The organism is Pseudomonas sp. Marseille-Q8238 (genome assembly GCF_965111915.1).
This window is the reverse complement of the sequence record NZ_CBCOPI010000001.1, coordinates 1,944,972-1,969,055: the sequence shown is the minus strand read 5'-3', so window position 1 is coordinate 1,969,055 and position 24,084 is coordinate 1,944,972. Positions and strand designations below refer to the sequence as shown.

At 61.0% G+C, this 24,084-nt stretch carries 20 protein-coding genes; 8 read left to right on the top strand and 12 right to left on the bottom strand.

Annotation, left to right across the window (positions count from 1 at the left end):
- The first annotated feature begins 40 nt into the window (after window positions 1-40).
- From ACWPW0_RS09045 to ACWPW0_RS09020, 6 genes are all read left to right on the top strand, one after another.
- Complete coding sequence (locus ACWPW0_RS09045) at window positions 41-904, top strand: SDR family oxidoreductase (RefSeq protein ID WP_454255111.1); 864 nt, start codon at window positions 41-43, stop codon at window positions 902-904.
- Between the two features lie 4 nt (window positions 905-908).
- Window positions 909-2,525, top strand: coding sequence for a geranyl-CoA carboxylase subunit beta (gene atuC, locus ACWPW0_RS09040; protein ID WP_447590960.1), 1,617 nt, complete (start codon window positions 909-911; stop codon window positions 2,523-2,525).
- 21 nt (window positions 2,526-2,546) lie between these two features.
- Window positions 2,547-3,704: a citronellyl-CoA dehydrogenase gene (gene atuD / locus ACWPW0_RS09035; protein WP_447590959.1), complete on the top strand. Its 1,158-nt coding sequence runs from the start codon at window positions 2,547-2,549 to the stop codon at window positions 3,702-3,704.
- A gap of 184 nt (window positions 3,705-3,888) precedes the next feature.
- On the top strand, window positions 3,889-4,683 hold the full coding sequence (locus ACWPW0_RS09030; RefSeq protein ID WP_454255110.1) for an enoyl-CoA hydratase/isomerase family protein: 795 nt from the start codon (window positions 3,889-3,891) through the stop codon (window positions 4,681-4,683).
- 147 nt (window positions 4,684-4,830) lie between these two features.
- Window positions 4,831-6,819: a geranyl-CoA carboxylase subunit apha gene (atuF, locus tag ACWPW0_RS09025; RefSeq protein ID WP_454255109.1), complete on the top strand. Its 1,989-nt coding sequence runs from the start codon at window positions 4,831-4,833 to the stop codon at window positions 6,817-6,819.
- Between the two features lie 106 nt (window positions 6,820-6,925).
- On the top strand, window positions 6,926-7,750 hold the full coding sequence (locus tag ACWPW0_RS09020) for an SDR family oxidoreductase (protein ID WP_454255108.1): 825 nt from the start codon (window positions 6,926-6,928) through the stop codon (window positions 7,748-7,750).
- A 121-nt stretch (window positions 7,751-7,871) separates the two neighbouring features.
- Here the strand turns inward: ACWPW0_RS09020 and ACWPW0_RS09015 are convergent, their stop codons facing one another.
- The 10 genes from ACWPW0_RS09015 to ACWPW0_RS08970 form a co-directional block, all read right to left on the bottom strand.
- On the bottom strand, window positions 7,872-8,348 hold the full coding sequence (locus ACWPW0_RS09015) for a translation initiation factor 2 (protein ID WP_454255107.1): 477 nt from the start codon (window positions 8,346-8,348) through the stop codon (window positions 7,872-7,874).
- A gap of 88 nt (window positions 8,349-8,436) precedes the next feature.
- A complete protein-coding gene (locus ACWPW0_RS09010) occupies window positions 8,437-10,917 on the bottom strand; it encodes a hypothetical protein (protein WP_454255106.1) in 2,481 nt (826 codons plus the stop codon).
- Window positions 10,918-10,967: 50 nt separating this feature from the next.
- Entirely contained in the window at window positions 10,968-11,717 is a 750-nt protein-coding gene (locus tag ACWPW0_RS09005; protein WP_454255105.1) for a hypothetical protein, read from the bottom strand.
- Entirely contained in the window at window positions 11,714-12,283 is a 570-nt protein-coding gene (locus tag ACWPW0_RS09000) for an RNA polymerase sigma factor (RefSeq protein WP_447590952.1), read from the bottom strand. The genes ACWPW0_RS09005 and ACWPW0_RS09000 overlap by 4 nt, the downstream gene beginning before the upstream one ends.
- 15 nt (window positions 12,284-12,298) lie before the next feature.
- The gene (locus ACWPW0_RS08995; protein WP_454255104.1) at window positions 12,299-14,038 is read right to left on the bottom strand and encodes a vWA domain-containing protein; all 1,740 of its coding nucleotides are present in this window, start codon (window positions 14,036-14,038) and stop codon (window positions 12,299-12,301) included.
- Window positions 14,039-14,148: 110 nt separating this feature from the next.
- Window positions 14,149-15,588: an aminotransferase-like domain-containing protein gene (locus ACWPW0_RS08990; RefSeq protein WP_454255103.1), complete on the bottom strand. Its 1,440-nt coding sequence runs from the start codon at window positions 15,586-15,588 to the stop codon at window positions 14,149-14,151.
- A 179-nt stretch (window positions 15,589-15,767) separates the two neighbouring features.
- Window positions 15,768-16,987 (bottom strand): IS3 family transposase gene (locus ACWPW0_RS08985; protein WP_454255088.1). Its coding sequence is split into 2 segments (ribosomal slippage): window positions 15,768-16,619 and window positions 16,622-16,987, totalling 1,218 coding nucleotides; the frame shifts between segments, so codons are not numbered across the junction.
- Between the two features lie 106 nt (window positions 16,988-17,093).
- A complete protein-coding gene (locus tag ACWPW0_RS08980) occupies window positions 17,094-17,858 on the bottom strand; it encodes an OmpA family protein (protein ID WP_447595613.1) in 765 nt (254 codons plus the stop codon).
- A 41-nt stretch (window positions 17,859-17,899) separates the two neighbouring features.
- Window positions 17,900-18,220 carry a DUF4398 domain-containing protein gene (locus tag ACWPW0_RS08975; RefSeq protein ID WP_454256717.1) on the bottom strand — a complete coding sequence of 107 codons (321 nt, stop codon included), beginning with the start codon at window positions 18,218-18,220 and terminating at the stop codon, window positions 17,900-17,902.
- Window positions 18,221-18,263: 43 nt separating this feature from the next.
- Window positions 18,264-19,091, bottom strand: coding sequence for a substrate-binding periplasmic protein (locus ACWPW0_RS08970; protein ID WP_454255102.1), 828 nt, complete (start codon window positions 19,089-19,091; stop codon window positions 18,264-18,266).
- A 113-nt stretch (window positions 19,092-19,204) separates the two neighbouring features.
- Here ACWPW0_RS08970 and ACWPW0_RS08965 point away from each other — a divergent pair, with 113 nt between their 5' ends.
- Window positions 19,205-20,131 carry an alpha/beta fold hydrolase gene (locus ACWPW0_RS08965; protein ID WP_454255101.1) on the top strand — a complete coding sequence of 309 codons (927 nt, stop codon included), beginning with the start codon at window positions 19,205-19,207 and terminating at the stop codon, window positions 20,129-20,131.
- A 58-nt stretch (window positions 20,132-20,189) separates the two neighbouring features.
- On the opposite strand, the gene ACWPW0_RS08960 is transcribed toward ACWPW0_RS08965, so the two are convergent.
- Entirely contained in the window at window positions 20,190-21,119 is a 930-nt protein-coding gene (locus tag ACWPW0_RS08960; RefSeq protein ID WP_447590947.1) for an electron transfer flavoprotein subunit alpha/FixB family protein, read from the bottom strand.
- The gene (locus ACWPW0_RS08955) at window positions 21,120-21,869 is read right to left on the bottom strand and encodes an electron transfer flavoprotein subunit beta/FixA family protein (RefSeq protein WP_447590946.1); all 750 of its coding nucleotides are present in this window, start codon (window positions 21,867-21,869) and stop codon (window positions 21,120-21,122) included.
- Window positions 21,870-22,172: 303 nt separating this feature from the next.
- On the opposite strand from ACWPW0_RS08955, the gene ACWPW0_RS08950 reads away from it, so the two are divergent.
- Window positions 22,173-23,855, top strand: coding sequence for an electron transfer flavoprotein-ubiquinone oxidoreductase (locus tag ACWPW0_RS08950; protein WP_454255100.1), 1,683 nt, complete (start codon window positions 22,173-22,175; stop codon window positions 23,853-23,855).
- Window positions 23,856-24,084 lie beyond the last annotated feature (229 nt).

The window sequence follows — 24,084 nt, the reverse complement described above, 5'->3', positions numbered from 1 at the left end:
GACGAGGTGGCGCCCATAACGAGGTCGAAGGACAACAACAATGAGCTACGACTCCGTCTTCAAACCCGGCCTGTTCAGCGGCCAGACTATCCTGGTCACCGGTGGCGGCAGCGGCATCGGCCGTTGCGTGGCCCACGAACTGGCCCATCTGGGCGCCCATGTGGTGCTGGTCGGGCGCAAGCTGGAAAAGCTCGAGACCACCCAGGCTGAAATCGTCGGTGACGGTGGCAGCGCCAGCTTCCAGGTGTGCGATATCCGCGAAGAAGAAGCCGTGAAAGCCATGATCAAGGCGGTGATCGACGAGCACGGGCAGATCCACCACCTGGTCAACAATGCCGGTGGCCAGTTTCCTGCGCCGCTGATCGGCATCAACCAGAAAGGCTTCGAAACCGTAGTGCGCACCAACCTGGTGGGCGGTTTCCTGATTGCCAAGGAAGTCTTCCTGCAGAGCATGAGCAAGCACGGCGGCAGCATCGTCAACATGCTCGCCGACATGTGGGGCGGCATGCCCGGCATGGGCCACTCGGGCGCCGCGCGTGCCGGCATGGAGAATTTCACCAAGACCGCCGCCTACGAATGGGGCCACGCCGGGGTACGGGTCAACGCCGTCGCGCCGGGCTGGATCGCTTCCAGCGGCATGGACACCTATCCCGAGTCGATGAAAACCATGATCCGTTCGCTCAAGGATCACGTGCCGCTGCAGCGCATCGGCACCGAGTCGGAAGTGGCTGCGGCCATCGTCTTCCTGCTAACCCCCGGCGCCAACTTCATCAGCGGCAACACCATCCGCATCGATGGCGCCGCCAGCCAGGGCACCCGTGCCTGGAGCCTGGGCAAGGCGAAACAGAGCGAGTCCTACAACGGCTTCCACCGGGCCTATGTGCCTGCTGTATTGAAGGAGTAAATCGATGCCCGTCATTCAGTCCGACATCGATGTGCATGGCGAGGACTTCGCCAGGAACCGCGACGCCATGCTCGCCGCCATCGCCAGCTTCCGCGATGTCGAAGAGAAGGTGCTGGAAAAGGCCGCCGAGGCCAAAGCCAAGTTCATCAAGCGCGGGCAACTGCTGCCACGCGAACGCCTCAACCTGCTGCTGGACCCCGGTGCCCCGTTCCTCGAGCTGTCCTCGCTGGCCGGCTACAAGCTGCATGACGACAAGGACGGCACCCAGGCCGGCGGCGGCATCATCGCCGGTATCGGCTACGTAGCGGGCGTGCGCTGCCTGGTCAGTGCCAGCAACAGTGCGATCAAGGGCGGCACCATCTCCCCTACTGGCCTGCGCAAGTCGTTGCGCCTGCAGCAGATCGCCGCGGACAACAAGCTCCCCCTCATTACCCTCGCCGAAAGCGGTGGCGCCAACCTGACCTACGCCGCCGATATCTTCGTCGAAGGTGCCCGCGCCTTCGCCAACCAGGCACGCCTGTCCGCCGCCGGCATTCCGCAGATCACCGTGGTGCATGGCTCCAGCACCGCCGGGGGCGCCTACCAGCCGGGCCTGTCCGATTACGTGGTGGTGGTGCGTGGCAAGGCCAAAATGTTCCTCGCCGGCCCGCCGCTGCTCAAGGCTGCCACTGGCGAAGTGGCCACCGATGAAGAACTGGGTGGCGCCGAGATGCACGCCCAGGTCGCCGGTACCGCCGAATACCTAGCCGAGAACGACGCCGACGGCGTGCGCCTGGCCCGGGAGATCACCGCCATGCTGCCGTGGAACGCGCAGCTGCCGGCACGCCCGGGCAAGGCCTACAGCGAGCCGCTGTACCCGGCCGAAGAGCTGCTCGGCATCGTCCCGGCGGATGCGAAGAAGCCTTACGATGTACGCGAAATCATCGCACGCATCGCCGACGGTTCGGCCTTCCTCGACTTCAAGAACGAGTTCGACAGCCAGACCGTCTGCGGCCACCTGGCCATCGAAGGCCAGCCCTGCGGCTTCATCGGCAACAATGGGCCGATCACCCCGCGAGGCGCGGCCAAGGCAGCGCAGTTCATCCAGCTGTGCGACCAGAGCAACACGCCGATCCTGTTCTTCCACAACACCACTGGTTTCATGGTCGGTACCGAGTCGGAACAGAACGGTGTGATCAAGCACGGCTCCAAACTGATCCAGGCAGTGGCCAATGCCCGCGTACCGAAGCTGACCATCGTCGTCGGTGGCTCCTACGGCGCCGGCAACTACGCGATGTGTGGCCGTGGCCTCGACCCCCGCTTCATATTCGCCTGGCCGAACAGCAAGACCGCCGTGATGGGCGGCGCCCAGGCCGGCAAGGTGCTGCGCATCGTCACCGAGGAGAAGCATCGCAAGGAAGGCAAAGAAGCCGACCCGAAGATGCTCGACATGCTGGAAATGGCCACCGCACAGAAGCTCGACAGCCAATCCACTGCGCTGTACGGCACGGCCAGCTTGTGGGACGACGGCCTGATCGACCCACGCGACACGCGCAAGCTGCTTGGCTTCCTGCTGGACATCTGCGCCGAAGCTGCTGTACGCCCACTCAAATCCAACACGTTTGGCGTTGCCCGCCTGTAACTGCCCAGGAGAACAAGAACAATGATCTTTACTCAGGAACACGAAGAGCTTCGCCGCACCGTCCGTAACTTTGTCGACAAGGAAATCAACCCGCATGTCGACGAGTGGGAAAAGGCCGGCAAATTTCCGATCCACGAGATCTTCAAGAAAGCCGGCGACCTCGGCCTGCTGGGCATCTCCAAGCCGGAAAAATTCGGCGGCATGGGCCTGGACTACAGCTATTCGATCGTCGCTGCCGAAGAGTTCGGCACCATCCATTGCGGCGGCATCCCGATGTCCATCGGCGTGCAGACCGACATGTGCACCCCGGCCCTGGCCCGCTTCGGTTCCGATGAGCTGCGTGAGGAATTCCTCACTCCGGCCATCGCCGGCGACATGGTCGGCTGCATCGGCGTCTCCGAAGTCGGCGCCGGCTCCGACGTCGCCGGGCTGAAAACCACCGCCAGGAAAGATGGTGACGACTACGTGATCAACGGCAGCAAGATGTGGATCACCAACTCGCCCTCCGCCGACTTCATGTGCCTGCTGGCCAATACCAGCGACGACAAGCCCCACGTCAACAAATCGCTGATCGTCGTGCCGATGAACACTCCCGGCATCAGCGTCAGCCCGCACCTGGACAAGCTCGGCATGCGCAGTTCGGAGACCGCCCAGGTGTTCCTCGACAACGTGCGCGTACCGCAACGCAACCGCATCGGCCACGAGGGCGCAGGCTTCATGATGCAGATGCTGCAGTTCCAGGAGGAACGCCTGTTCGGCGCGGCCAACATGATCAAGGGCCTGGAACAGTGCGTCGACAGCACCATCGAGTACTGCAAGGAGCGCAAGACTTTCGGCAACGCGCTGATCGACAACCAGGTCATCCACTTCCGCCTGGCCGAGCTGCAGACCGAGATCGAATCCCTGCGCGCCCTCGTCTACCAGGCCACCGAGCTGTACGTCAAAGGCCGCGACGTGACCAAGCTGGCCTCCATGGCCAAGCTCAAGGCCGGGCGCCTGGGCCGTGAAGTCACTGATTCCTGCCTGCAATACTGGGGCGGCATGGGCTTCATGTGGGACAACCCGGTATCGCGCGCCTACCGTGACACCCGCCTGGTTTCCATCGGCGGCGGCGCCGACGAGATCATGCTCGGCATCATCTGCAAACTGATGGGCACCCTGCCCGGCAAGAAGAAATAGCGCGACACGCAGGGGGGATGGCGCTTTTTACATCCACCCAAAGGCTGCACGGTGGATCGCTAAAGCGTGATCCACCCTACAGGCTCTCCACCCGGGAGCCGGAACGAACAGGTCGCTGGATGGGTGAAGCCCGGGCTGACAAAGACCCAGACCGCACCCACCCTGCTTCAACGGAGCGATGAAGATGTCCCTACCGAACTGCGAAACCCTGCTGCTGGAACAGCGTGAAGGCGTGCTCTACGTCACCCTGAACCGCCCGGAAAGCCGCAATGCCATGAGCCTGGCGATGGTCGAGGAACTGCGTGCCGTGCTGGCAGCCGTGCGCCATGACCACAGGGTTCGGGCTCTGGTGCTGCGTGGCGCCGGTGGTCACTTCTGCGCGGGCGGCGACATCAAGGACATGGCCAGTGCCAAGGCACGCGGCAACGATGCCTACCGTGATCTCAACCGGGCCTTCGGCAGCCTGCTGGAAGAAGCCCAGTGCGCGTCGCAGGTGCTGATCGCCGTGCTCGAAGGCGCAGTGCTGGGCGGCGGTTTTGGTCTGGCCTGCGTCTCCGACATCGCCATTACCCGTCAGGACGCCAAATACGGCCTGCCGGAAACCAGCCTCGGCATCCTGCCGGCGCAGATCGCCCCCTTCGTGGTCAAGCGCATCGGCCTGACCCAAGCCCGTCGCCTGGCGCTGACCGCCGCCCGTTTTGACGGCACCGAAGCGCTACGCCTGGGCCTGGTGCACTTCTGCGAAAACGACGACCAGGCCGTGGCCGGACGCCTCGAACAGAGCCTGCAGCAGGTCTGCCAGTGTGCGCCGGGCGCCAATGCGGCGACCAAGGCCCTGCTGCTGGCCACCGAGACCGAACCGCTCGGCACCGTGCTCGACCATGCCGCCAACCAGTTCGCCGACGCCGTGCTGGGCAACGAGGGCACGGAAGGCACCCTGGCCTTCGTACAAAAACGCAAACCAACCTGGGCCCAATGATGGATTGGACCGAGCGGCATTGCCGACGGTAACCCCTAGGGTGGATGTCGCTTTCTACATCCACCCGAACACCGCCCTGTGGATCGATAACGCGACATCCACCCTACGCAAACCACAGCGGTTTGAACGGCAGGAGTAGAGAACAAGATGGCTGCATTCAACAAGATTCTGATCGCCAACCGTGGCGAGATCGCCTGCCGGGTGATGCGTACCGCACAAGCCCTGGGTTATCGCACCGTGGCGGTGTACTCCGCGGCCGACGCCGGCGCGCGCCATGTGCAACTGGCCGACGAAGCTGTGTGCATCGGCCCGGCGCAGGTCAACCAATCGTACCTGGTGATCGACAACATCATCACCGCCGCGCAGAAGACCGGTGCCGATGCCATCCACCCCGGCTACGGCTTCCTCTCCGAAAACGCCGACTTCGCCCGCGCCTGCGAGGCGGCCGGAATCGTCTTCATCGGCCCGACCGTGGAAGCCATCCACCTGATGGGCAGCAAGCGCCTGTCGAAGATCGCCATGCTCGAAGCCGGCGTGCCGTGCATTCCCGGCTACGAAGGCGCGGCGCAGGACGACGACACCCTGAGCCGCGAGGCCGAGCACATCGGTTACCCGCTGATGATCAAGGCCAGTGCCGGCGGCGGTGGCCGTGGCATGCGCCTGGTACACGAATCCAGCGAATTGCTGGCGCAGATCCGCACCGCCCGCTCTGAGGCGCAGAACGCCTTCGGCTCCGGCGAGCTGATTCTCGAACGCGCGGTGATCCAGCCACGCCACGTGGAAATCCAGGTGTTCGGCGACCAGCACGGCAATATCGTCTACCTTGGCGAGCGCGATTGCTCGGTGCAACGCCGCCACCAGAAGGTGGTCGAGGAGGCGCCCTGCCCCGTGATGACGCCCGAACTGCGCCAGGCCATGGGCGAGGCCGCGGTGAAGGCCGCAGCGTCGGTCAACTACGTCGGCGCTGGCACCGTGGAGTTCCTGCTCGACACCAGCGGCGAATTCTTCTTCCTGGAAATGAACACCCGCCTGCAGGTCGAGCACCCGGTCACTGAGCTAATCACCGGCCAGGACCTGGTGGCCTGGCAGATCCGCGCCGCCGAAGGCCAACCGCTACCACTCAAACAGGACGAGATCCGCCTGACCGGCCATGCCATGGAAGTGCGCCTGTATGCCGAAGACTCGGCCCATAACTTCCTGCCCCAGACCGGCGATGTACTGCGCTGGGAACCGGCCTTGCTCGACGGCATCCGCATCGACCACGGCCTCGTCGAAGGCCAGGCCGTTACCCCGTTCTACGACCCGATGCTGGCCAAGGTCATCGCCTATGGCGCCACCCGCGACGAAGCCCGGCGCAAGCTGGCACGTGCGGTCGAAGACTGCGTGCTGCTCGGCGTCAACGGCAACCAGCGCTTCCTCGCCAACCTGCTCAAACACCCGGAGTTCGCCGCCGGAAACGCCACCACCGCGTTCATCGGCGAACACTTCTCTGACGACCCCAGCCTCACGCCACAGGCGCCCAGCGCGGTTGAACTGGCCAGCGCCGCCGCCCTGCTCTATCAGGCCTCGGCCACTGCCAGCGCGCACCAGAGCGGCCTGGCCGGCTGGCGTAACGCAGGCAGTGCGCCCTGGCACTTTGTCCTCAAGCAGGGCGAACAGAAATACGCCGTCGAGCTGCAGGTCGTGGCGTCCGGCGAGCAGCCACAGCTGCGCGCCACGGTCGGCGATATCCAGGTCGAACTGCGCCTGCTAGACAGCGATGGCCGCTGGGCGACCCTCGAGCTGGACGGTATTCGCCAACGCCGCGCCTATCACCTGGCCGGTGAGCGCCTGTGGCTGTACGGCCAGGCCGGCAACCTGGAACTTATCGACGCTACCCATGAGGCCGCTGGTGGACAGAATGCCGCCAGCTCGGGCACGGTCAAGGCACCCATGGACGGTGCGATCGTCGACGTACTGGTCAGCGAAGGGGAACAGGTCAGCAAAGGCCAACTGCTGGTCGTCCTGGAAGCGATGAAGATGGAACACCCGCTCAAGGCCGGGATCGACGGCGTGATTCGCCGCGTACAGGTCAGCCAGGGCGACCAGGTGAAGAATCGCCAGGTGCTGGTGGAGGTCGAAGCCGCAGAAGCCTGATGCAAGGTGGATCGGGGCGCCTAGTCGGCGCTTCATTCATCCCCCCAAAAACGGATGGAAAGAACGCCATCCACCGTACAAGAACAACATGCCACGGAGCACGCTTATGTCACTGCAAGGCAAAACCCTGTTCATCACCGGCGCCAGCCGCGGTATCGGTCGCGAGATCGCCCTAAAGGCCGCTGTCGATGGCGCCAACATCGTCATCGCCGCCAAGAGCGCGGAAGCCCACGCCAAGCTGCCAGGCACCATTCACTCGGTGGCGGCCGAAGTCGAAGCCGCTGGCGGCAAAGCCCTGGCCCTGCAACTGGATGTGCGCGACGAAGCGGCGGTGAAGGCCGCCATGGCCAAGGCGGCCGAGCACTTCGGCGGTATCGATGTGCTGATCAACAACGCCGGCGCGATCAAACTGGTTGGCGTCGAGCAACTGGAACCCAAGCGCTTCGACCTGATGTATCAGATCAACACCCGCGCGTTGATGGTCTGCAGCCAGGCGGCCCTGCCCTACCTGAAGAAAAGCACCAACGGCCACATCCTCAGCCTGTCGCCGCCACTTAACCTCGACCCGAAGTGGTTCACCCAGTACGGCCCCTACACCACCACCAAGTACGGCATGAGCATGCTCACCCTGGGCATGAGCGAGGAATTCAAGAAATACGGCATCAGCGTCAACGCCCTGTGGCCGAAGACCATGATCGCCACCGCCGCCATCGAGTTCGAACTGGGCAGCCGCGACGCCTTCAAGCGCTCACGCACCCCGGCCATCATGGCCGACGCCGCACACGCCATTCTCTCGAGCCAGGCCCGCAGCATCAGTGGCCGACTGCTGATCGACGAGGACATCTTGCGTGAACAGGGTCAGACCGAGTTCGACCAGTACCGCTACGACCCAGAGGGCGGCGCCCTGGTACCGGACCTGTTCCTCGATTGAGGCCTAAGGAAGGAAGCGCCGTGCACATCGAGCACGGCCTGTTCCTGCTTTCGTAGGGTGCGCGCCTCGCGCCCCGTGAGGTCACTCTACAGATTCAGAGCGACTGGGGCCTCCCCCGAAATCAGTGGCGGAACTTGATCTGAACTTCCGCCCCTTCCACCTGATCCTTCTGCTGTTCGTTGGTGAGCAATCGACCATTGAGTTCGAACGGGCTAGGCTCAGCCGGCTTCTCGGTGAACAGGGGCGGCAACAACGGCTGCTTTGGATCTTCCAGCACTTCGCTAGGGTCGATCTGATCCACCAGCTCGGCGGGCAAACGCAGATCCAGCTTGGCAGGCGGCAACACCACATCCTTTACTGCCTTGGGTTTGCTGGCTGCGGGCTTGGCCGCTGCAGCCGGCTTCTCTGCCTTGGTTTCAGCAGGCGCAGATGGGGTTTCAGTCTTGACCGGAGGTGGCGTCGGTTTGGCTTGCTGAGGAGCAACCTGCTCCGTAGCGGGTACTTCGGCAACGGGGGCCGGTTTGGCAGGAGCAGGATCATCACAGGCCGCAAGCAGGCCGCAAACCAGCACCAAAGGCATTACACGAAAACAATTCATGGCTCATACAAATACAACGACATGGACCTTAATGCTCGCTGCTGGCCCGCGATCTGGCAAGTCGTAGAGCCTGAATCAGACACGCCCTTCATCGCCAGGCTTGTAAATGATCACGTTCGAGTCGCTGCCATTGGCCGGCTCGCTGCAGCTCTTCAGGGGGCAACCACAGGTCGCCTCGAGCCTGCAGAGAGGCCTCGTGCATGGGTAGCAGATCGGTCAGTGCAATGCGCCTGACCTCTCCTAGATCATCCTCCACCTGCCAGTCACTGGCGAATGTGCGCACCTCGATGCCGTGCTCATCGAACCCCACAAACAACGGCATGCAACCGATGTGGGTACCGGTATCGCGCAGGGTGTGTGCCTGCGTATCGAGCAGCAGCAGATGCCATTGATCGGTCTCGACCTGCTGTCGACTCTGCATCCGGTCAATGAACCGTGTCAGCGCCAGGTAACGCCCATCCGCCGACCAGATCATCGATGGGCCAACGTTCGCCAGCGCCAGTCCGGATGCAGTCAACAAGCAGCCCCCCTGTCGCGGAAAGTCTTCCCGCACATAATGGTCGCCGTATTCACTTTCAGCACCGAACAGCCAGGCAGCGTCATGGCCATTGGGGGCCGGCAGCACGAAATCGCCGTCGGCATTGGCTGCTTGCGGGCGATCAACCAACCGCCACGCCGGGAGTGGCTGCAACTCGTCTGCCCCAACCTGCAAGGTCAGGTCTTGATAGAACAGGCGCGAATCCTCGCGGCGCTCAAGAAAGCGCGCAGCCCGCTCCGCCGCCGGTGCGGCTTGGTCGAAGCGGCGTAACGGCGTGTCCTGCTCGCCTTCGCTCAAACGCCCGAGCACATGGATGAGGCTGAGCTGGCCAGCCTGGAAGTCGAGCAGACGAGCCAGCCGTAGCGGCTGCGGCGTGCTTAGCACCCGACGCTGTGCGATATCCACTACACACACCCGGCCAGGCACTGCCGGCGCATCAGCGAACGTCACCAGGGCCAGGTAGCGGCCACAGGCGGAAACCCGATGATCGAGCAACCACTCGCCCGGTATGCACCAGTCAGCAATATGGCAGGTGAAGGCGCCTAGCCGTCCCAGAGCATTGTCGTGCAGCCAGGTAAAACGAGCGCACTGCCCCTCCGCCAGCGGCCTACTGAGCACCTCACCAGCGCCACGCCGCGCGCCCCCCATCAGCGGCAATACCAGACGCACCTGGGTGCGCTGGAACTCGCCTGTCAGCAGGCGGCCCTCGGCATCATGCCCTGTGGCAACCTCGATATCGCTCGGCGTGTGGTACAGCGCATACCCGAAACCCAGGCGATTGGTGTACGCATGATCGAACGTCGCCTCGATCTGGATGGCCTGCTCGTCCAGTTCGAGCACATTGCCCCACCCCATATCGGGCTCGTCTTCGACCGAAACCCAGGGTGTCGATAATTGACGCCAACCCTGCCCTGCCTGCCATAGCCAGTAATCACGTGACCAACGGGGCTCGCCCATCCGGGACGCACGGCAGACCAGCGCCTCGCCATCGGCACGCCAGACCACGTCCTCGCTGTCGTCGATCATCAGGTCGCTGAGCTGCTCATCGACCTCTAGGCGATAGGACGGATAGCGCAGCGGCAGCATTGGATCATCCAGGCCGCGCAAGCTGTGCGGCATATGCCGCACAGCCCGGAGATGGTGACCGCCGGCAGGTGCGTCGAAAGCCCGCTCGGCAACAGGTTCACCACGTTGCCAGCCTGGCTCCAGCCACAGGTCGGCCACGGCGTGCAGTGGTACGGCCAGCTCTGGATTGAGCAGATCAGCCAAGGCAATGCGATAACCCTGGTTATCCACCAGCGGGCTACAACGTCCGGTCAGCGTCTCGTCGGTAAAGCTGTCAAGTTCCCAGAATTGCCCCATATCGGCATGGCGATAGACCGTTCGCTCCTGGCGATCGAGAATCAGCAACCCCCAACCGTCACGCCCCGGCAAGGGTGCAGCGAAGTAGCGGCCGCTGCTGGAGAACCGCACGGACGAGCCCAGCCCACTCAACAACACGCCATCGGGAAACAGATAGCTGCCATAGGTCGGCCCGCCCATGCATAACTCGCCCCAATCCAGGGTACGAATGAGCTCGCCTTCGGGGGTCAGCAAATCACTGCCTGACCAGGCGCTGGTGCTGGTCGCAGGCGTATCGCGCGTAATAGGCTCCGGCTGGGCCTTGCTCAGTCCCAGGCGGCGCTCGTAAGTCGACAAGGCTGCCAGACCGCCAATCAGCACCACCGGGACCAAGACGACTCCCCACCAACCGGGCACGCTACCAAACAGCGCAATGCACAAGCCGATAAGCGTGGTGCTCAGCAATACGCACAGGCGCTCGGCAATCTTCTTTCTGCCAAGGCGGGCGCACAGACCGACAAGTAACACCAGCACCAGCATCACCCCGGCGCCGAGCAGTGGCGGAAGCAGCGCAATCAAGGTGATGGGCGCCACCAGCTTGATCACGGCCCAGAGCAGCCGCAGTAGCAGCACACTAAGCGGCGTAAGCTCATCGTCAGACGTCGACAGACGATCCGATTGATCCGGCATGAACGACTCCTGTCTCAGTGGAGGCGCAGCTTAAGGCGCTCCACTGCGGGCTACTGCGAACTGATGGGCTTTTCCTGGCGAAGCCGCTGCAAACGCAACAGCTCTGCCGGCAGATCATGCTGCGGATAGGCCTTTTGCAATTGCTGCAAGGCCTCGTCGGCAGCCTTCTGCTCGCCCGCCTCGCGCAATTTCAGGATGCCCTCCAGCGCCTGCTGCACTGTCGGCTCCAACGGCTTCTTAGGCGCTTTCGCGAACGCCGTTACAGCCTGCTCGGCAAGTTCATCTCCGGCAACGGCATCGGCCAGGGCTTCTGCTGCTTGTGCCTGCTGTTTTGCCAGTGGGGCAGGCGCTGCTGCGCTCCGGGCACTGACCGGCGCCTGCTTGCGTTGCATTTCGGCAGGGGCAGGCATGGCAGGAGCTACTGGAGGTGCGTAGGCCTGGCTCATCTCCGCCTGCGGGGCCTCCGGCTTCGGTGCCTGCATACGGGGTGACGCAGCCATGGGCACGGCCTGGTCATAGGCATTTGGTGCTTCGTCCAGCGTGCGCCAGGTCAGGCTCAGGCCAAGACCAACCGTGGCCAGGCTGGCAAAGGCCACCGACCAACGCAGCCGTGCCCCCGAGCCAAAGATCCAGCCATGCAGCCGCTCGTGCCAATTTGGTGTGGCCACAGGAGCCTGCGCCACGGCAGCACTGGCGGCCGCCAGAATACGTGCGTCCAGCGCCGCAGACGGCTCGCCGGTGGCGTGTTCGCGATAGTGCTGCAGCAGTGCCTGCTCGGGATCGTGCGGTCGATGGTTCATACGGATACCTCTTCGGCCGAAGCCGGGTCGGCCAATAGCCGACGTAACTTTTGCAGCGCGTAGCGCAGGCGGCTTTTCACGGTTTCCGCCGGAGTACGAGTGAGTTCGGCAATCTCGTGCAACTCCAGATCACCGTGCGCGCGTAGCAGGAAGACTTCGCGCTGCTCGGCGGGCAAGTCGTCCAAGGCGGCCTGAAGGCGCTCCTGATCGCGCGTCAACGTCAGTTGCTGCTCCGGGTTAGGCTGCGGATCAGCACTGGCATGTTGCTGCTCATCGTACTCGTCATGCTTTCCCTGATGACGACCGGACTTGCGCCAGTGATCGATCAGTCGGTTGCGCGCGATCTGGTACAGCCAGGTCTTGAACAGCACGGCTTCGCGCTGCTCGCTGGCACTGCGGATCAGGCTCATCCAGGTGTCCTGGAACACCTCTTCGGCCAAGGCATGATCGCTGCACAACCCCAGCAGGAAGCGAAACAGGCCGAGGCGGTGGCGCTCGTAAAGCACCGTAAAAGCCCCAGTATCGCCGTTGCGATAACGCCGCAACAAAGCGGCGTCATCGTCCATCAATAGCTTTTCCAACTAGTCAGCCCTGACCTGAACGTTTTGCGGAGTTTGCAGGCTTTGTGCGAGCTCTACCAGTTGCACGAATTCGGCCCGCAGCCCGAAGCGATCTTCACCCTTGGCCCTACGCGCCAGCTCGGCGCTGTCCTTGAGGGCAAACGTACCGGTGTACTGCTCACCCTTTAGCTGCTGAGCAAACGCTGCCACCGCTGCGGCGAAACGCAGGTCTTCACTGGCTCCGGCAATGGGCGTCACCTTGCTTTGTGCCTCAATCGACCGCTCCAGCAAACGACTGGTCTCAGCCTGCGGGGCCTTGTAGCGCAAACGCAGCCAGGCCAGCTCGCCCGGCTTGCCTGCAGCTCGTTTGCCTGAGGACTCAGTACCCTCGGCATAACGCAGCGGCTCCAGCCAACCCTTGCCACCGGCCGGGACGATTTCATACAGCGCGGTGACCGTGTGACCGGCCCCGATATCACCGGCATCGACCTTGTCATTGCTGAAATCCTCGCGCTTCAGTGCACGATTCTCATAGCCGAGCAGGCGGTACTCACTGACCTCTGCCGGATTGAATTCGACCTGGATCTTCACATCGCGAGCGACGGTCGCCAGGGTCGAGCTGAGCTGGTCGACCAGCACCTTGCGCGCCTCGCGCAGGTTATCGATGTAGGCGTAGTTGCCATCACCGGCATCAGCCAGCTGTTCCATCAGGCGCTCGTTGTAGTTGTCGGTGCCAAACCCGAGGGTGGTCAGGGAAACCCCGGTCTTGCGTTTGTCGGCGGCCAGTTGTTTGAGCGATTCGAAGTCGCTGATGCCGACATTGAAGTCACCATCGGTGGCCAGCAGGATGCGGTTGATGCCCTTCTCGATAAAACCCTGCTGGGCCTGCTGATAGGCCAGCTGGATGCCCGACTCGCCAGCGGTGGAGCCACTGGCAGTGAGCCGGTCGATGGCGGCACGAATCTTCGCCTTCTCCTTCCCGGACGTGGACGCCAGCACCACCTGCGATTCGCCGGCATAGGTCACCAACGCCACATGATCCTGCGGGCGCAATTGATCGACCAGTAGCTTGAGAGTGCTCTGCACCAGCGGCAGGCCGTCACGACGGTCCATCGAACCGGATACATCGACGAGGAATACCAGGTTCGCCGGCGGCAACGCCTCGACCTGCATATCGGATGCCTTGATAGCGATACGCAACAGGCGGCTATTGGCGTTCCAGGGCGAGGCCGCTACCTCGGTCGTCACCCCGAATGGCGTGTCGCCAGTAGGCTGCGGATAGGCGTAGGGGAAGTAGTTGACCAGCTCCTCCAGACGCACCGCATCCTTCGGTGGCAGACGCCCGCTGTTGAGGAAACGACGGACATTGGCATAGCCGCCGGTGTCGACATCGATGCTGAAGGTCGACACAGGTTGCTCGGCAACGGCATGTACCGGGTTATCAGCAACAGACTGGTACTGCTCGCGGTCGGTATCCTGGTAGCCGGTAATACGGTCGGCCATCGGCATTGGCGCAATCGCCGCGCGTGGCATGAGCGCGCGGCGCTGCACTTGCTCGGCTGCGATAGGGGCGCTCTTGCGAGACATATCCTGAGGCGCCATCTCCTCATACAGGGCATCTGGCTCACTGGCTACGGGCTGTGCAGGGCGAGCTGCAGACTCATTATTGTCGGGCAGGCTGCAACCAGCCAGAGCAAAAGTCAGCCCAGCAGCAAAGCCGGCAAGCAGAGGTTGGCGAATCAGAGGATTGGAAGTGAGCATGGTGGCGGCCTCCAGGGGCGAAAAGTCCATTCGCTCAGGTAGACGCAGCCACGCTCCACTTCGGGTTAAGCATGCGAAGAAATTGCATGCCGGCTTTCAGAGGCCAGGGCTCAAAGGGCCACCTCGCCCTCCTGGCACAGTTGGGTAGCCAGCATGCCCAGCGTCATCATGGCGCGCTCGGAGTCGCGGTTCCAGGGAATGCCACAGGTCAGGCGCAGGCAGTTGTTGAACTGCTCGGTGTTACTGAAAATCAGCCCTGGCGCAATACTGATGCCACTCTGCAAGGCACGGGCGTGCAAATCCTTGACGTTGATCCGGCCCGGCAGACTGACCCAGAGAATGAAGCCACCGTTAGGCCGGGTCATCTGCGTGCCTTCGGGGAAGTACTGCTGTACCGCCAACTGGTAGGCGGTCATGTTCTTGCGGTACTCCTGGCGAATGTAACGCAGGTGCCGGTCGTAGCCACCGTTCTCCAGGTAAGCAGCCACCCCCATCTGCGTGACGCTGCATGCCGAATGGGTACTGAAGGTCTGTAGCCGCCCCACTTCCTCCTGATAACGCCCGGCGATAATCCAGCCAATACGTACACCAGGCGATATGGTCTTGGAGAAGCTCGAACAGTAGATCACCTGATCGTTGCGATCATGAGCTTTCAGCGCCTTGCAACGTCCTGGCTCGAACAGCAGCTCGCCGTAGATGTCATCCTCGACGACCTGAATGCCATAGTCCGCCGTCAGTTTGAGCAGTTGTTTCTGCCGCTCCTCCGGCATGCTCCCGCCCATCGGATTGCTCAGGCGGGCGGTGAGCACCAAAGCCTTGATCGGCCACTGGTTGGCAGCCAGTTGCAACGCCTCCAGGCTCAGGCCCGTGCTCGGATCACAGGGAATCTCGATGACCTTGAGACCAAGTACCTCGGCCAGTTGCAGCAGGCCGTAATAGGTAGGCGATTCGGTTGCGATCAGGTCACCCGGCTTGGTCAGAACCCGCAGCGCCATATGGATGGCATCCACACAACCATGGGTGATGACCACCTCGGAGGGATCGACCAGTACGCCTGCATCGCGCATGCGAATCGCTACTTGCCTGCGCAGGGGTTCGAAACCCGGACTGAACATGTAGCTGAATGCACGAGCGCTATGGAAACGGGTGATCTTGGCCAATTGCTGATGCAATGCACGGGCCGGCAGGTAATCCACATGCGGCACCGCGGCGCCCAAGGGAAAAACGCCCTCCTGCCGTGAGTCGGTCAGCACCTGGCTGATGATGCTGCTGCGCGTGACCATTGCAGGTCGCTCGACGCGGGCAATATCCGGCGTGGCGGCAGTCAATGCTGCCGTCTGATGCACGTAGAAGCCGGATTGCGGCCGCGCGCGAATCAGGCCCTGGTCTTCCAGGTTGGCATAGGCCTGCAGCACCGTCGCATGGCTGACGCTGAGCTGAGCACTCATCTTGCGTACCGAGGGCACACGCTCGCCGGGCTGGTACACCCCACGACGAATATCTTCGGCCAGTTGTTGGGCAATGCGCTGATAAAGCAGAAGGTTGGTCATGGCGGAAATCTCTGATTCAGACCATAACAGTAGCTCAGTATTTGAATACTGTAGCGGTACAGTTATCAGATGTGGAAACCGTACAGATACGGCAACCGTCCAGCACGTTTTCCTAGCGGCCGTTATCCCCTGTCTAGTCCTGAAATAGGTTTACACCGTTTCAGCTAGATTTGCGGCACCTAGAGCGCCCGATGCACCGCATCGGGCGTTTTGTATTTCAGGGCCCTATGCGGCCGCTCCGTGTTGTAGATTCTGACGGCCTCGCTGACCATTAACCTGGCCTGCTCCAAGTCATTGGGGCTTCGCTGCAGTAGTTCGTTCTTCAGGATTCCATTCACCCGCTCTGCAAGCGCGTTCTGATAGCAGTCGTAGCCATCGGTCATCGAACACCGCACGCCATGGCGCTTGTGCAGCTCCTGATAAAGCGCCGAGCAATATTGGACTCCACGATCAGAGTGATGGATGAGCCCATGGTTAGTGCGGCGACCGCGCAAGGCGTGTCGAAAGGCAACGGCCACAGACTCGGCATGCAAGCCCTCGTGAACGTGATGACCGACGATCTTCCGTGAGTAAGCATCAGTGACCAAGCTCAGATACAAAGGACCACTGCGCGCCGGCAGATACGTAATATCCGCCACCCACACATGCTCGGGCGCTGCCGCTGTAACTTGATCGGGCCCCGGCTTCAGCCGGTTCGGATGCCGATAGAAACGATGAAAGCTATGCGTGGTCTTGTGATACGCGCGCTTGGGTAAAACCAGCAGGCGACGCTCACCCAGGATCGAAAATAGCCGGTCACGACCTACCTTCAGGCTGTCATTGGGCTGGTTGTGCAGAAGATGATGCAACTTACGCGTGCCGATCCGCGGCTGGCGCACCCTTATGAAACTGACGTACTGAGCGACCTGTTCACCCTGCCTATGGCGCTGGTCAGCAACACGGTTGCGCTTGTAGTAAGCCTGGCGGCTGATGGAAAGAAACTGGCAAGCCCTGACAACGGTCAGCCCTTGGATTTGCTCTTGCGAGAGGACTTGCCGGGTCGCTTTTTTACGATCGAAACACCGTAATCCTTCTTCAACACATCGACCACAGCCTCAAAGAACTGGGCCTTCTGGCTCATGAGCTGCAATTGCTGCTCTAGCTCCTTGATGCGTTGCTCAGGCGTCAGGTCTTTGGGATCGGTCACAGCTTCACTCCTATCGGCTCGAATCGATGCCCCCTGGCTCCAATCCTGCCGACCATGCTTACGCAACCATACCAAAATGGTAGACCTGCCCTGGATGCCATACCGTGCCTGCGCCTGTTTGTAAGTCAGCTCGCCCTTTTCGACCTGATCAACCACAGCCAATTTAAAAGTCAGCGAGTAATCACGCTGCGTACGCTTAACACCTTGCTCCATCGAGCTCTCCAGATTCTCGGGATAAAGGTGTAAACCTTATTCAGGACGGGACACCCCCCACAAAAAAGCCCCGCATCGCAGGGCTTTTCCAGCAGCACTTGTTGAGTCAACGCTCCGAGCCTAGGTGCCCCATCTCGTCGGAGAAAACGATCTCAACCCGGCGATTCAAGGTTCGCCCACGGCTGGACGCATTGTCCGCTACAGGGAACGCTTCACCGTAACCAACCACGCTGAGGCGTTTGCTGTCGATACCCAGATCGACCAGCGCGTCAGCCACCGTTTGAGCCCGCGCCCGCGATAGCTCCTCGTTTTCCTTATTGTCGCCAACACTGTCGCTATAGCCCTCGATACGCACGATGCGTCGCGGGTTCAACTGGAGAAACTGCACCAGCTTGAGCACGGTCCGGTTAGCCGATGCATTGAGCTCGGACTTGCCCGCACTGAACAGCACATCGCCGAGCGTCATGACCAGGCCACGTTCGGTTTCGTTGGCAGCCAGGCTGGCCATCTGTTCTTCGAGCCACTGCCCTTGCGATTGAACACTGAGTAGCTTGGCTTCACGTAAGGTCAGTTGCAGGCGCTCACGCTCCAGTTCGAGCTTGGCTGCGCGCTCCTGATTCAGGCTGAGCTGACTATGTTGGCTGGCGATATCGCTGTAGCGCTGGCTGAGATAGGCGTAATGCTGCACATCCTTCTCGCTGCCCCAGTAGCTGGATAAGCGTTGTGCCCGAGCCAGCGACTCGCCAGCCCGGATTACATCCTTGGGCGCACTGCGCAATACGTTGGGATCTTCCTTGACCTTCTGGAAGCTCGCCTCGGCCTCGGCCAATGCCTGGTCGCCCTGCTGGCTGGCACAGCCGCCCAGCAACATCACCACCAGCGCCAATCCCGTCGCGGCATGAGTATGGAACGTCACTGTACATCCCCCAGTTGCTTGCGCAGACGTGTAATTCGCGCATTCAGATCAGCCAACTGGGCTTCACTCTTCTGCGTCAGCACTTTGGCTTCGGCCAGGCGCGCATCCAACTCGGCCTGCTCGGCGAATACGCGCGCACGCTTGTAATCCTCTTCCCCCATGTTCTTCTCCGCGCGAGCAAGCTTGGCCTCGGCCAGTTGCATCTCCGGAATCTGATCGTCGGCGCCAATGGCTCGGGCCTGCTCGACGGCACTGATGGTCAGGCGCATCTGCTCGCTCGGCGCCGGGTCATTGGCGCAGCCGGCTAGCGCCAACATGGACAGGACGACGCAGGGAATTCGTTTCTTCACTGAAAACTTCCTACTCACTCGGCGGAACACTGACAGGCTGCAATTGCTGCTCCTTCCAGCGCTCGAGATTGCGCTGCAAAAGCGTTTCCGGCAGCCCGGAAGCGGTCAATTCTGTCATCTTTTTCGCCAGCTGTCCGCGCAGCCAGGGCTCATTACACGCCGAGTTGTGCGACAGGGTAAGGAACAGCCCTTCACTGGCGACCGGCGGGTCAAGCGCCTGCAAGTCATCAAGCAAACCCAGCGTATCGGCTATGGCCACACCCGGATAACGCTCATAGAGCACATAGTCCGTACGCCCCAGCAGTAGTTTCTGAAACGCCTGGGTCAAGCCGGGTACGGGCTCGAGGTTCAGATTAGCCTTGGCATAGGCATCGAATGCCTGACCAACGCTATTGTTGACCAGTGTCCCGCCCTTGAGCCCTCGCAAGTCTTCCCAACTGCTGTAGGGAAACTCGTGCCCCTGCCGCACCCAGACCACACTAGGCGTGATGAAGAAGGCAGGATGCACATAATCCATGGTTTCCAGCCGGGACAAGGTAATGAACGCACCGGCCAATGCATCCGCCCGCCCCGTGCGTACTTCGTCCTGAGCGCGCGACCAAGGACCGGTATAGATCACCTCCATCTTCACGCCGATGGCCTCACCGATGTGAGCAATCAGGTCGGCATTCGCTCCGATAAGCTTTTGTGGATTCTGTGGGTCACGCCACAGGTAAGGCGGGTATTCCGGATTACCCGTCACCACCAGGCGCTCGCATTTGCCAGCAGCCACTACCTGCAACGGACTGAGCAGCAGGGACAGCAACAGCGAGGACGCGAAGAACAGCGGAGTGCGCATAGTGAATGTCCCGGCTTGAAGTTCGAAAGAGCATGCGTCATACCTGACGCCCGAATCGACCTAATCGTAGCTCAAAAAAAACTCTAAATAATTAAACGCGATAAGGAATCGCCATGAAAAAACTTATTCTCGGCATCATCCTGCTGCTGGCTGGGATAGCCGCCACGCTTTATCTATCACCTGCAACGCTGATCGCCAGCGTACAGTTCGCCGAGCGTAGCTTGGCCGGTCTGTCGTCACGGCAACTTCAGGTCGGGGACCTGGATATCCATTACTACGAAGGCGGCAAAGCCGACAGGCCAACCATCGTCATGATTCACGGCTTTGGCGCTAACCGTGACAACTGGTTACGTTTTGCGCGCTTCTTTACCACTGACTACCACGTTATCGCACTGGACCTGCCAGGCTTTGGTGAAAGTAGCAAACCAGATGCCAGTTACGACGTTGGCACACAGGCCGACCGCCTGCAGGAATTCCTTCACACCCTCGGCCTGGAAAAAGTCCACCTGATCGGTAACTCAATGGGTGGCCATATCGCAGCGTTGTACGCCGCCCGTCATCCACAGGAAGTGCTGACCCTGGCTCTGCTGGACAACGCAGGTGTTACCTCACCCCGCAAAAGCGAGATGTTCGAACGTGTCGAACGTGGTGAAGCCAATCCGCTGGTGGTGAGAAAAGCCGAGGAATTCCAGGCATTGATGGAGTTCGTCTTCGTCGATCCACCGCCCCTGCCAGACGCACTGAAACGGCACTTCGCCGAACAGTCCATGGCCAATAGCGAGCACTACGATCGCATCTTCGACCAGTTGATCCACCAGTACATACCACTGGAACCTGAGCTACCCAAGATTCAGGCTCCGACCCTGTTGCTGTGGGGGGACCAGGACAGGGTGCTGGATGTATCCAGCATCGAGGTCATGCAGCCACTGCTGCGCGATCCAACCGTGGTGATCATGAAAGACTGCGGTCATGCACCAATGATCGAACGAGCGGAAGAAACAGCCGATCACTATCGCGCTTTCCTCGACTCCCAACACTGAAAACAGCCAATAAAAAACCCGCTCGATGAGCGGGTTTCTTGTGGGCTAGAAAACTGGATCAGACCAGTTTTTCCAGCTCCGGCACAGCTTCGAACAGGTCAGCAACCAGACCGTAGTCGGCCACCTGGAAGATCGGTGCTTCTTCGTCCTTGTTGATCGCAACGATCACCTTGGAGTCTTTCATGCCAGCCAGGTGCTGGATGGCACCCGAGATGCCTACAGCGATGTACAGCTGCGGAGCAACGATCTTGCCGGTCTGACCAACCTGCATGTCGTTCGGTACGAAACCGGCGTCGACTGCGGCGCGCGAGGCACCGACAGCAGCGCCCAGCTTGTCGGCCAGCGCGTACAGGTGCTTGAAGTTGTCGCCGTTCTGCATGCCGCGGCCGCCGGAAACGACGATCTTGGCAGCGGTCAGCTCAGGACGATCCGACTTGGCCAGTTCTTCGCCAACGAAGGCGGACTTGCCAGCATCGGCTGGGCCACTGACGGCTTCAACAGCGGCGGAACCACCTTCAGCGGCAACCGGGTCGAAACCGGTAGCACGTACGGTGATGACCTTGACGGCAGCCGAAGATTGCACGGTAGCAATGGCGTTACCGGCATAGATCGGGCGCTTGAAGGTGTCAGCGCTTTCAACGGAGACGATCTCGGAGATCTGATCGACGTCCAGTTGAGCAGCAACACGCGGCAGGATGTTCTTACCGTTGCTGGTAGCAGCAGCCAGGATGTGGCTGTAGCCCTTGCCCAGCTCGGCCACCAGCGGCGCGACGTTTTCTGGCAGTTGATTGGCGTAGGCAGCGTTGTCGGCGACCAGCACCTTGCTTACACCGGCAATCTTGGCAGCAGCCTCAGCAACAGCGTTCGCGTTCTGGCCAGCGACCAGGACGTGAATGTCGCCACCGATCTTCGCGGCAGCGGCAACGGTGTTCAGGGTGGCAGGCGCCAAAGCGGCATTAGTGTGTTCAGCGATAACCAGGATAGTCATTTAGATTACCTTCGCCTCGTTCTTCAGTTTCTCGACCAGTTCAGCCACGGACTTGACCTTGATGCCGGCGCTGCGAGCTGCAGGCGCTTCGACCTTCAGGGTCTTGACGGTGGAGGCAGTAGAAACGCCCAGCGCGTCTGGAGTAACGGTCTCCAGCGGCTTCTTCTTGGCCTTCATGATGTTCGGCAGCGACGCATAACGCGGCTCGTTCAGACGCAGGTCAGTGGTCACGATGGCCGGCAGGTTCAATGCAACGGTCTGCAGACCGCCGTCGATTTCGCGGGTCACATTGACCTTGTCGCCGGCCACTTCGACTTTGGAAGCGAAGGTGCCTTGGGCATAACCGGTCAGGGCACCCAGCATCTGGCCAGTCTGGTTGTTGTCGCTGTCGATAGCCTGTTTGCCGAGGATAACCAGCTGAGGCTGCTCTTTATCGACAACGGCTTTCAGCAGCTTGGCAACTGCCAGAGAATTCAGCTCATCGGCAGACTCGACCAGAATGGCACGATCAGCACCCAGAGCCAGGGCAGTACGCAGTTGCTCCTGAGCAGTGCTCGGACCAATGGTGACCACGACGATTTCAGTCGCTACGCCCTTTTCCTTCAGGCGTACGGCTTCTTCCACGGCGATTTCGCAGAAGGGGTTCATCGACATCTTGACGTTGGCGAGGTCGACGCCGGAGTTGTCCGCTTTGACGCGAACCTTGACGTTGTAGTCGACCACTCGTTTGACAGCTACAAGAACCTTCATGGATTCCTCGTTACTCTCCGGTGAATAAGGATGTCGCCAAGGCGAGCCTGGCAGGTGATGCAAGTCGGTCGGAACCGACGGTCAGCCCGTACGGCGAACGCAAAACCGACCGTATCTTGACCGGAACGCCTATTCTGGTCAATACGAAAAAATCCCATTTCATCCGCTCCCAAGCCTTGCGCGACATGGGTTTGACAAAATTCAAACAAACGTTTGTATTGGACCGGAACGGACGTGTGGATATAATGCCCGCGCGCAGGCCAGAGAAAGCCTAGCCAAGTAATCACAATACACCGAAGAGCCTTGAGTAGGAGATTCTCTGTGGAACGCGAATTTATGGAATTCGACGTCGTCATCGTCGGTGCTGGCCCTTCCGGTCTGTCCGCCGCCTGCCGACTCAAGCAGAAGGCCGCCGACGCCGGTAAAGAGATCAGCGTCTGCGTAGTCGAAAAAGGCTCCGAAGTCGGTGCCCATATTCTTTCCGGCGCAGTATTCGAGCCTCGTGCTCTGAACGAGCTGTTCCCCGACTGGAAAGAACTCGGCGCCCCGCTGAACACCCCGGTCAAGCGTGACGACATCTATATGTTGAGAAACGCCGAAGCCGCGATCAAAGTGCCGAACCTGTTTGTGCCAAAAACCATGCACAACGAAGGCAACTACATCATTTCCCTGGGCAACCTGTGCCGCTGGCTGGCCCAGCAGGCCGAGAACCTCGGCGTGGAAATCTACCCGGGCTTCGCCGCCCAGGAAGTCCTGATCGACGAAAACAACGTGGTGCGCGGCATCATCACCGGCGATCTGGGCGTAGACCGTGAAGGCCACCCGAAAGAAGGCTACTACACCCCCGGCATGGAACTGCGTGGCAAGTACACGTTGTTCGCTGAAGGCTGCCGCGGTCACCTCGGCAAGCAACTGATCAGCAAGTATGACCTGGCCTCGGAAGCCGACGCCCAGCATTACGGCATCGGCATCAAGGAAATCTGGGACATCGATCCAGCCAAACACGAACAGGGCCTGGTGGTGCACACCGCCGGCTGGCCGCTGGACTTCGTCGGCAACCAGAATACCGGGGGCTCGTTCCTCTACCACCTTGAAAACAATCAGGTGGTCGTCGGCCTGATCGTCGACCTGTCCTACAGCAACCCGTTCCTCTCCCCGTTCGACGAGTTCCAGCGCTACAAGCACCACCCGGTGGTCGCGCAGTACCTCGAAGGCGGCAAGCGCGTTTCCTACGGCGCCCGTGCAATCTGCAAAGGTGGCCTGAACTCCCTGCCGAAGATGGTTTTCCCAGGTGGCGCGCTGATCGGTTGCGATCTCGGCACTCTGAACTTCGCCAAGATCAAAGGCAGCCACACCGCCATGAAGTCCGGCATGCTGGCGGCCGATGCCGTGGCCGATGCGTTGCTGGCTGACGGCCAAGGCGGCGATCTGCTGAATAGCTACGTCGATGGTTTCAAAGCCAGCTGGCTCTATGACGAACTGTTCCGCAGCCGTAACTTCGGTGCCGCCATCCACAAATATGGTGTACTGGCCGGCGCTGCGTTCAACTATGTCGACCAGAACATCTTTGGCGGCAAGATCCCAGTGACCCTGCATGACAACAAGCCAGACTATGCCTGCCTGAAGACCGCTGCCGAGTCGACGCGTATCAGCTACCCGAAACCGGATGGCAAGCTCAGCTTCGACAAGCTGTCGTCGGTATTCCTCTCCAACACCAACCATGAAGAGGAACAACCCTGCCACCTGAAACTTGCCGACGCGAGCATCCCGATCGCCAAGAACCTGCCTCTGTACGACGAGCCAGCCCAACGTTATTGCCCGGCTGGCGTGTATGAAGTGGTCAGCAATGACGACGGCAGCAAGCGCTTCCAGATCAACGCACAGAACTGCGTGCACTGCAAAACCTGTGACATCAAGGACCCTGCCCAGAACATCACCTGGGTAGCCCCTGAAGGCACTGGCGGCCCGAATTACCCCAACATGTAATTCCAGCCGCACCAGAAAGGCCGCCGCAAGGCGGCCTTTTCATTTCTACATCTACCTGCCTAATCCCTCCCTCTTTTCAGCTAGCACAGCAACCTAAACTGTAGGATGCGCCACGCGAACCGTCTTCGGCTGGCGCCCTACAATCACATGCAAAGCGCCAAGCTCACCACAGGTACGCACCTGCTATCGCTGCAACCCAATCTGCCCAATACCCACGTTCTCACGGCCA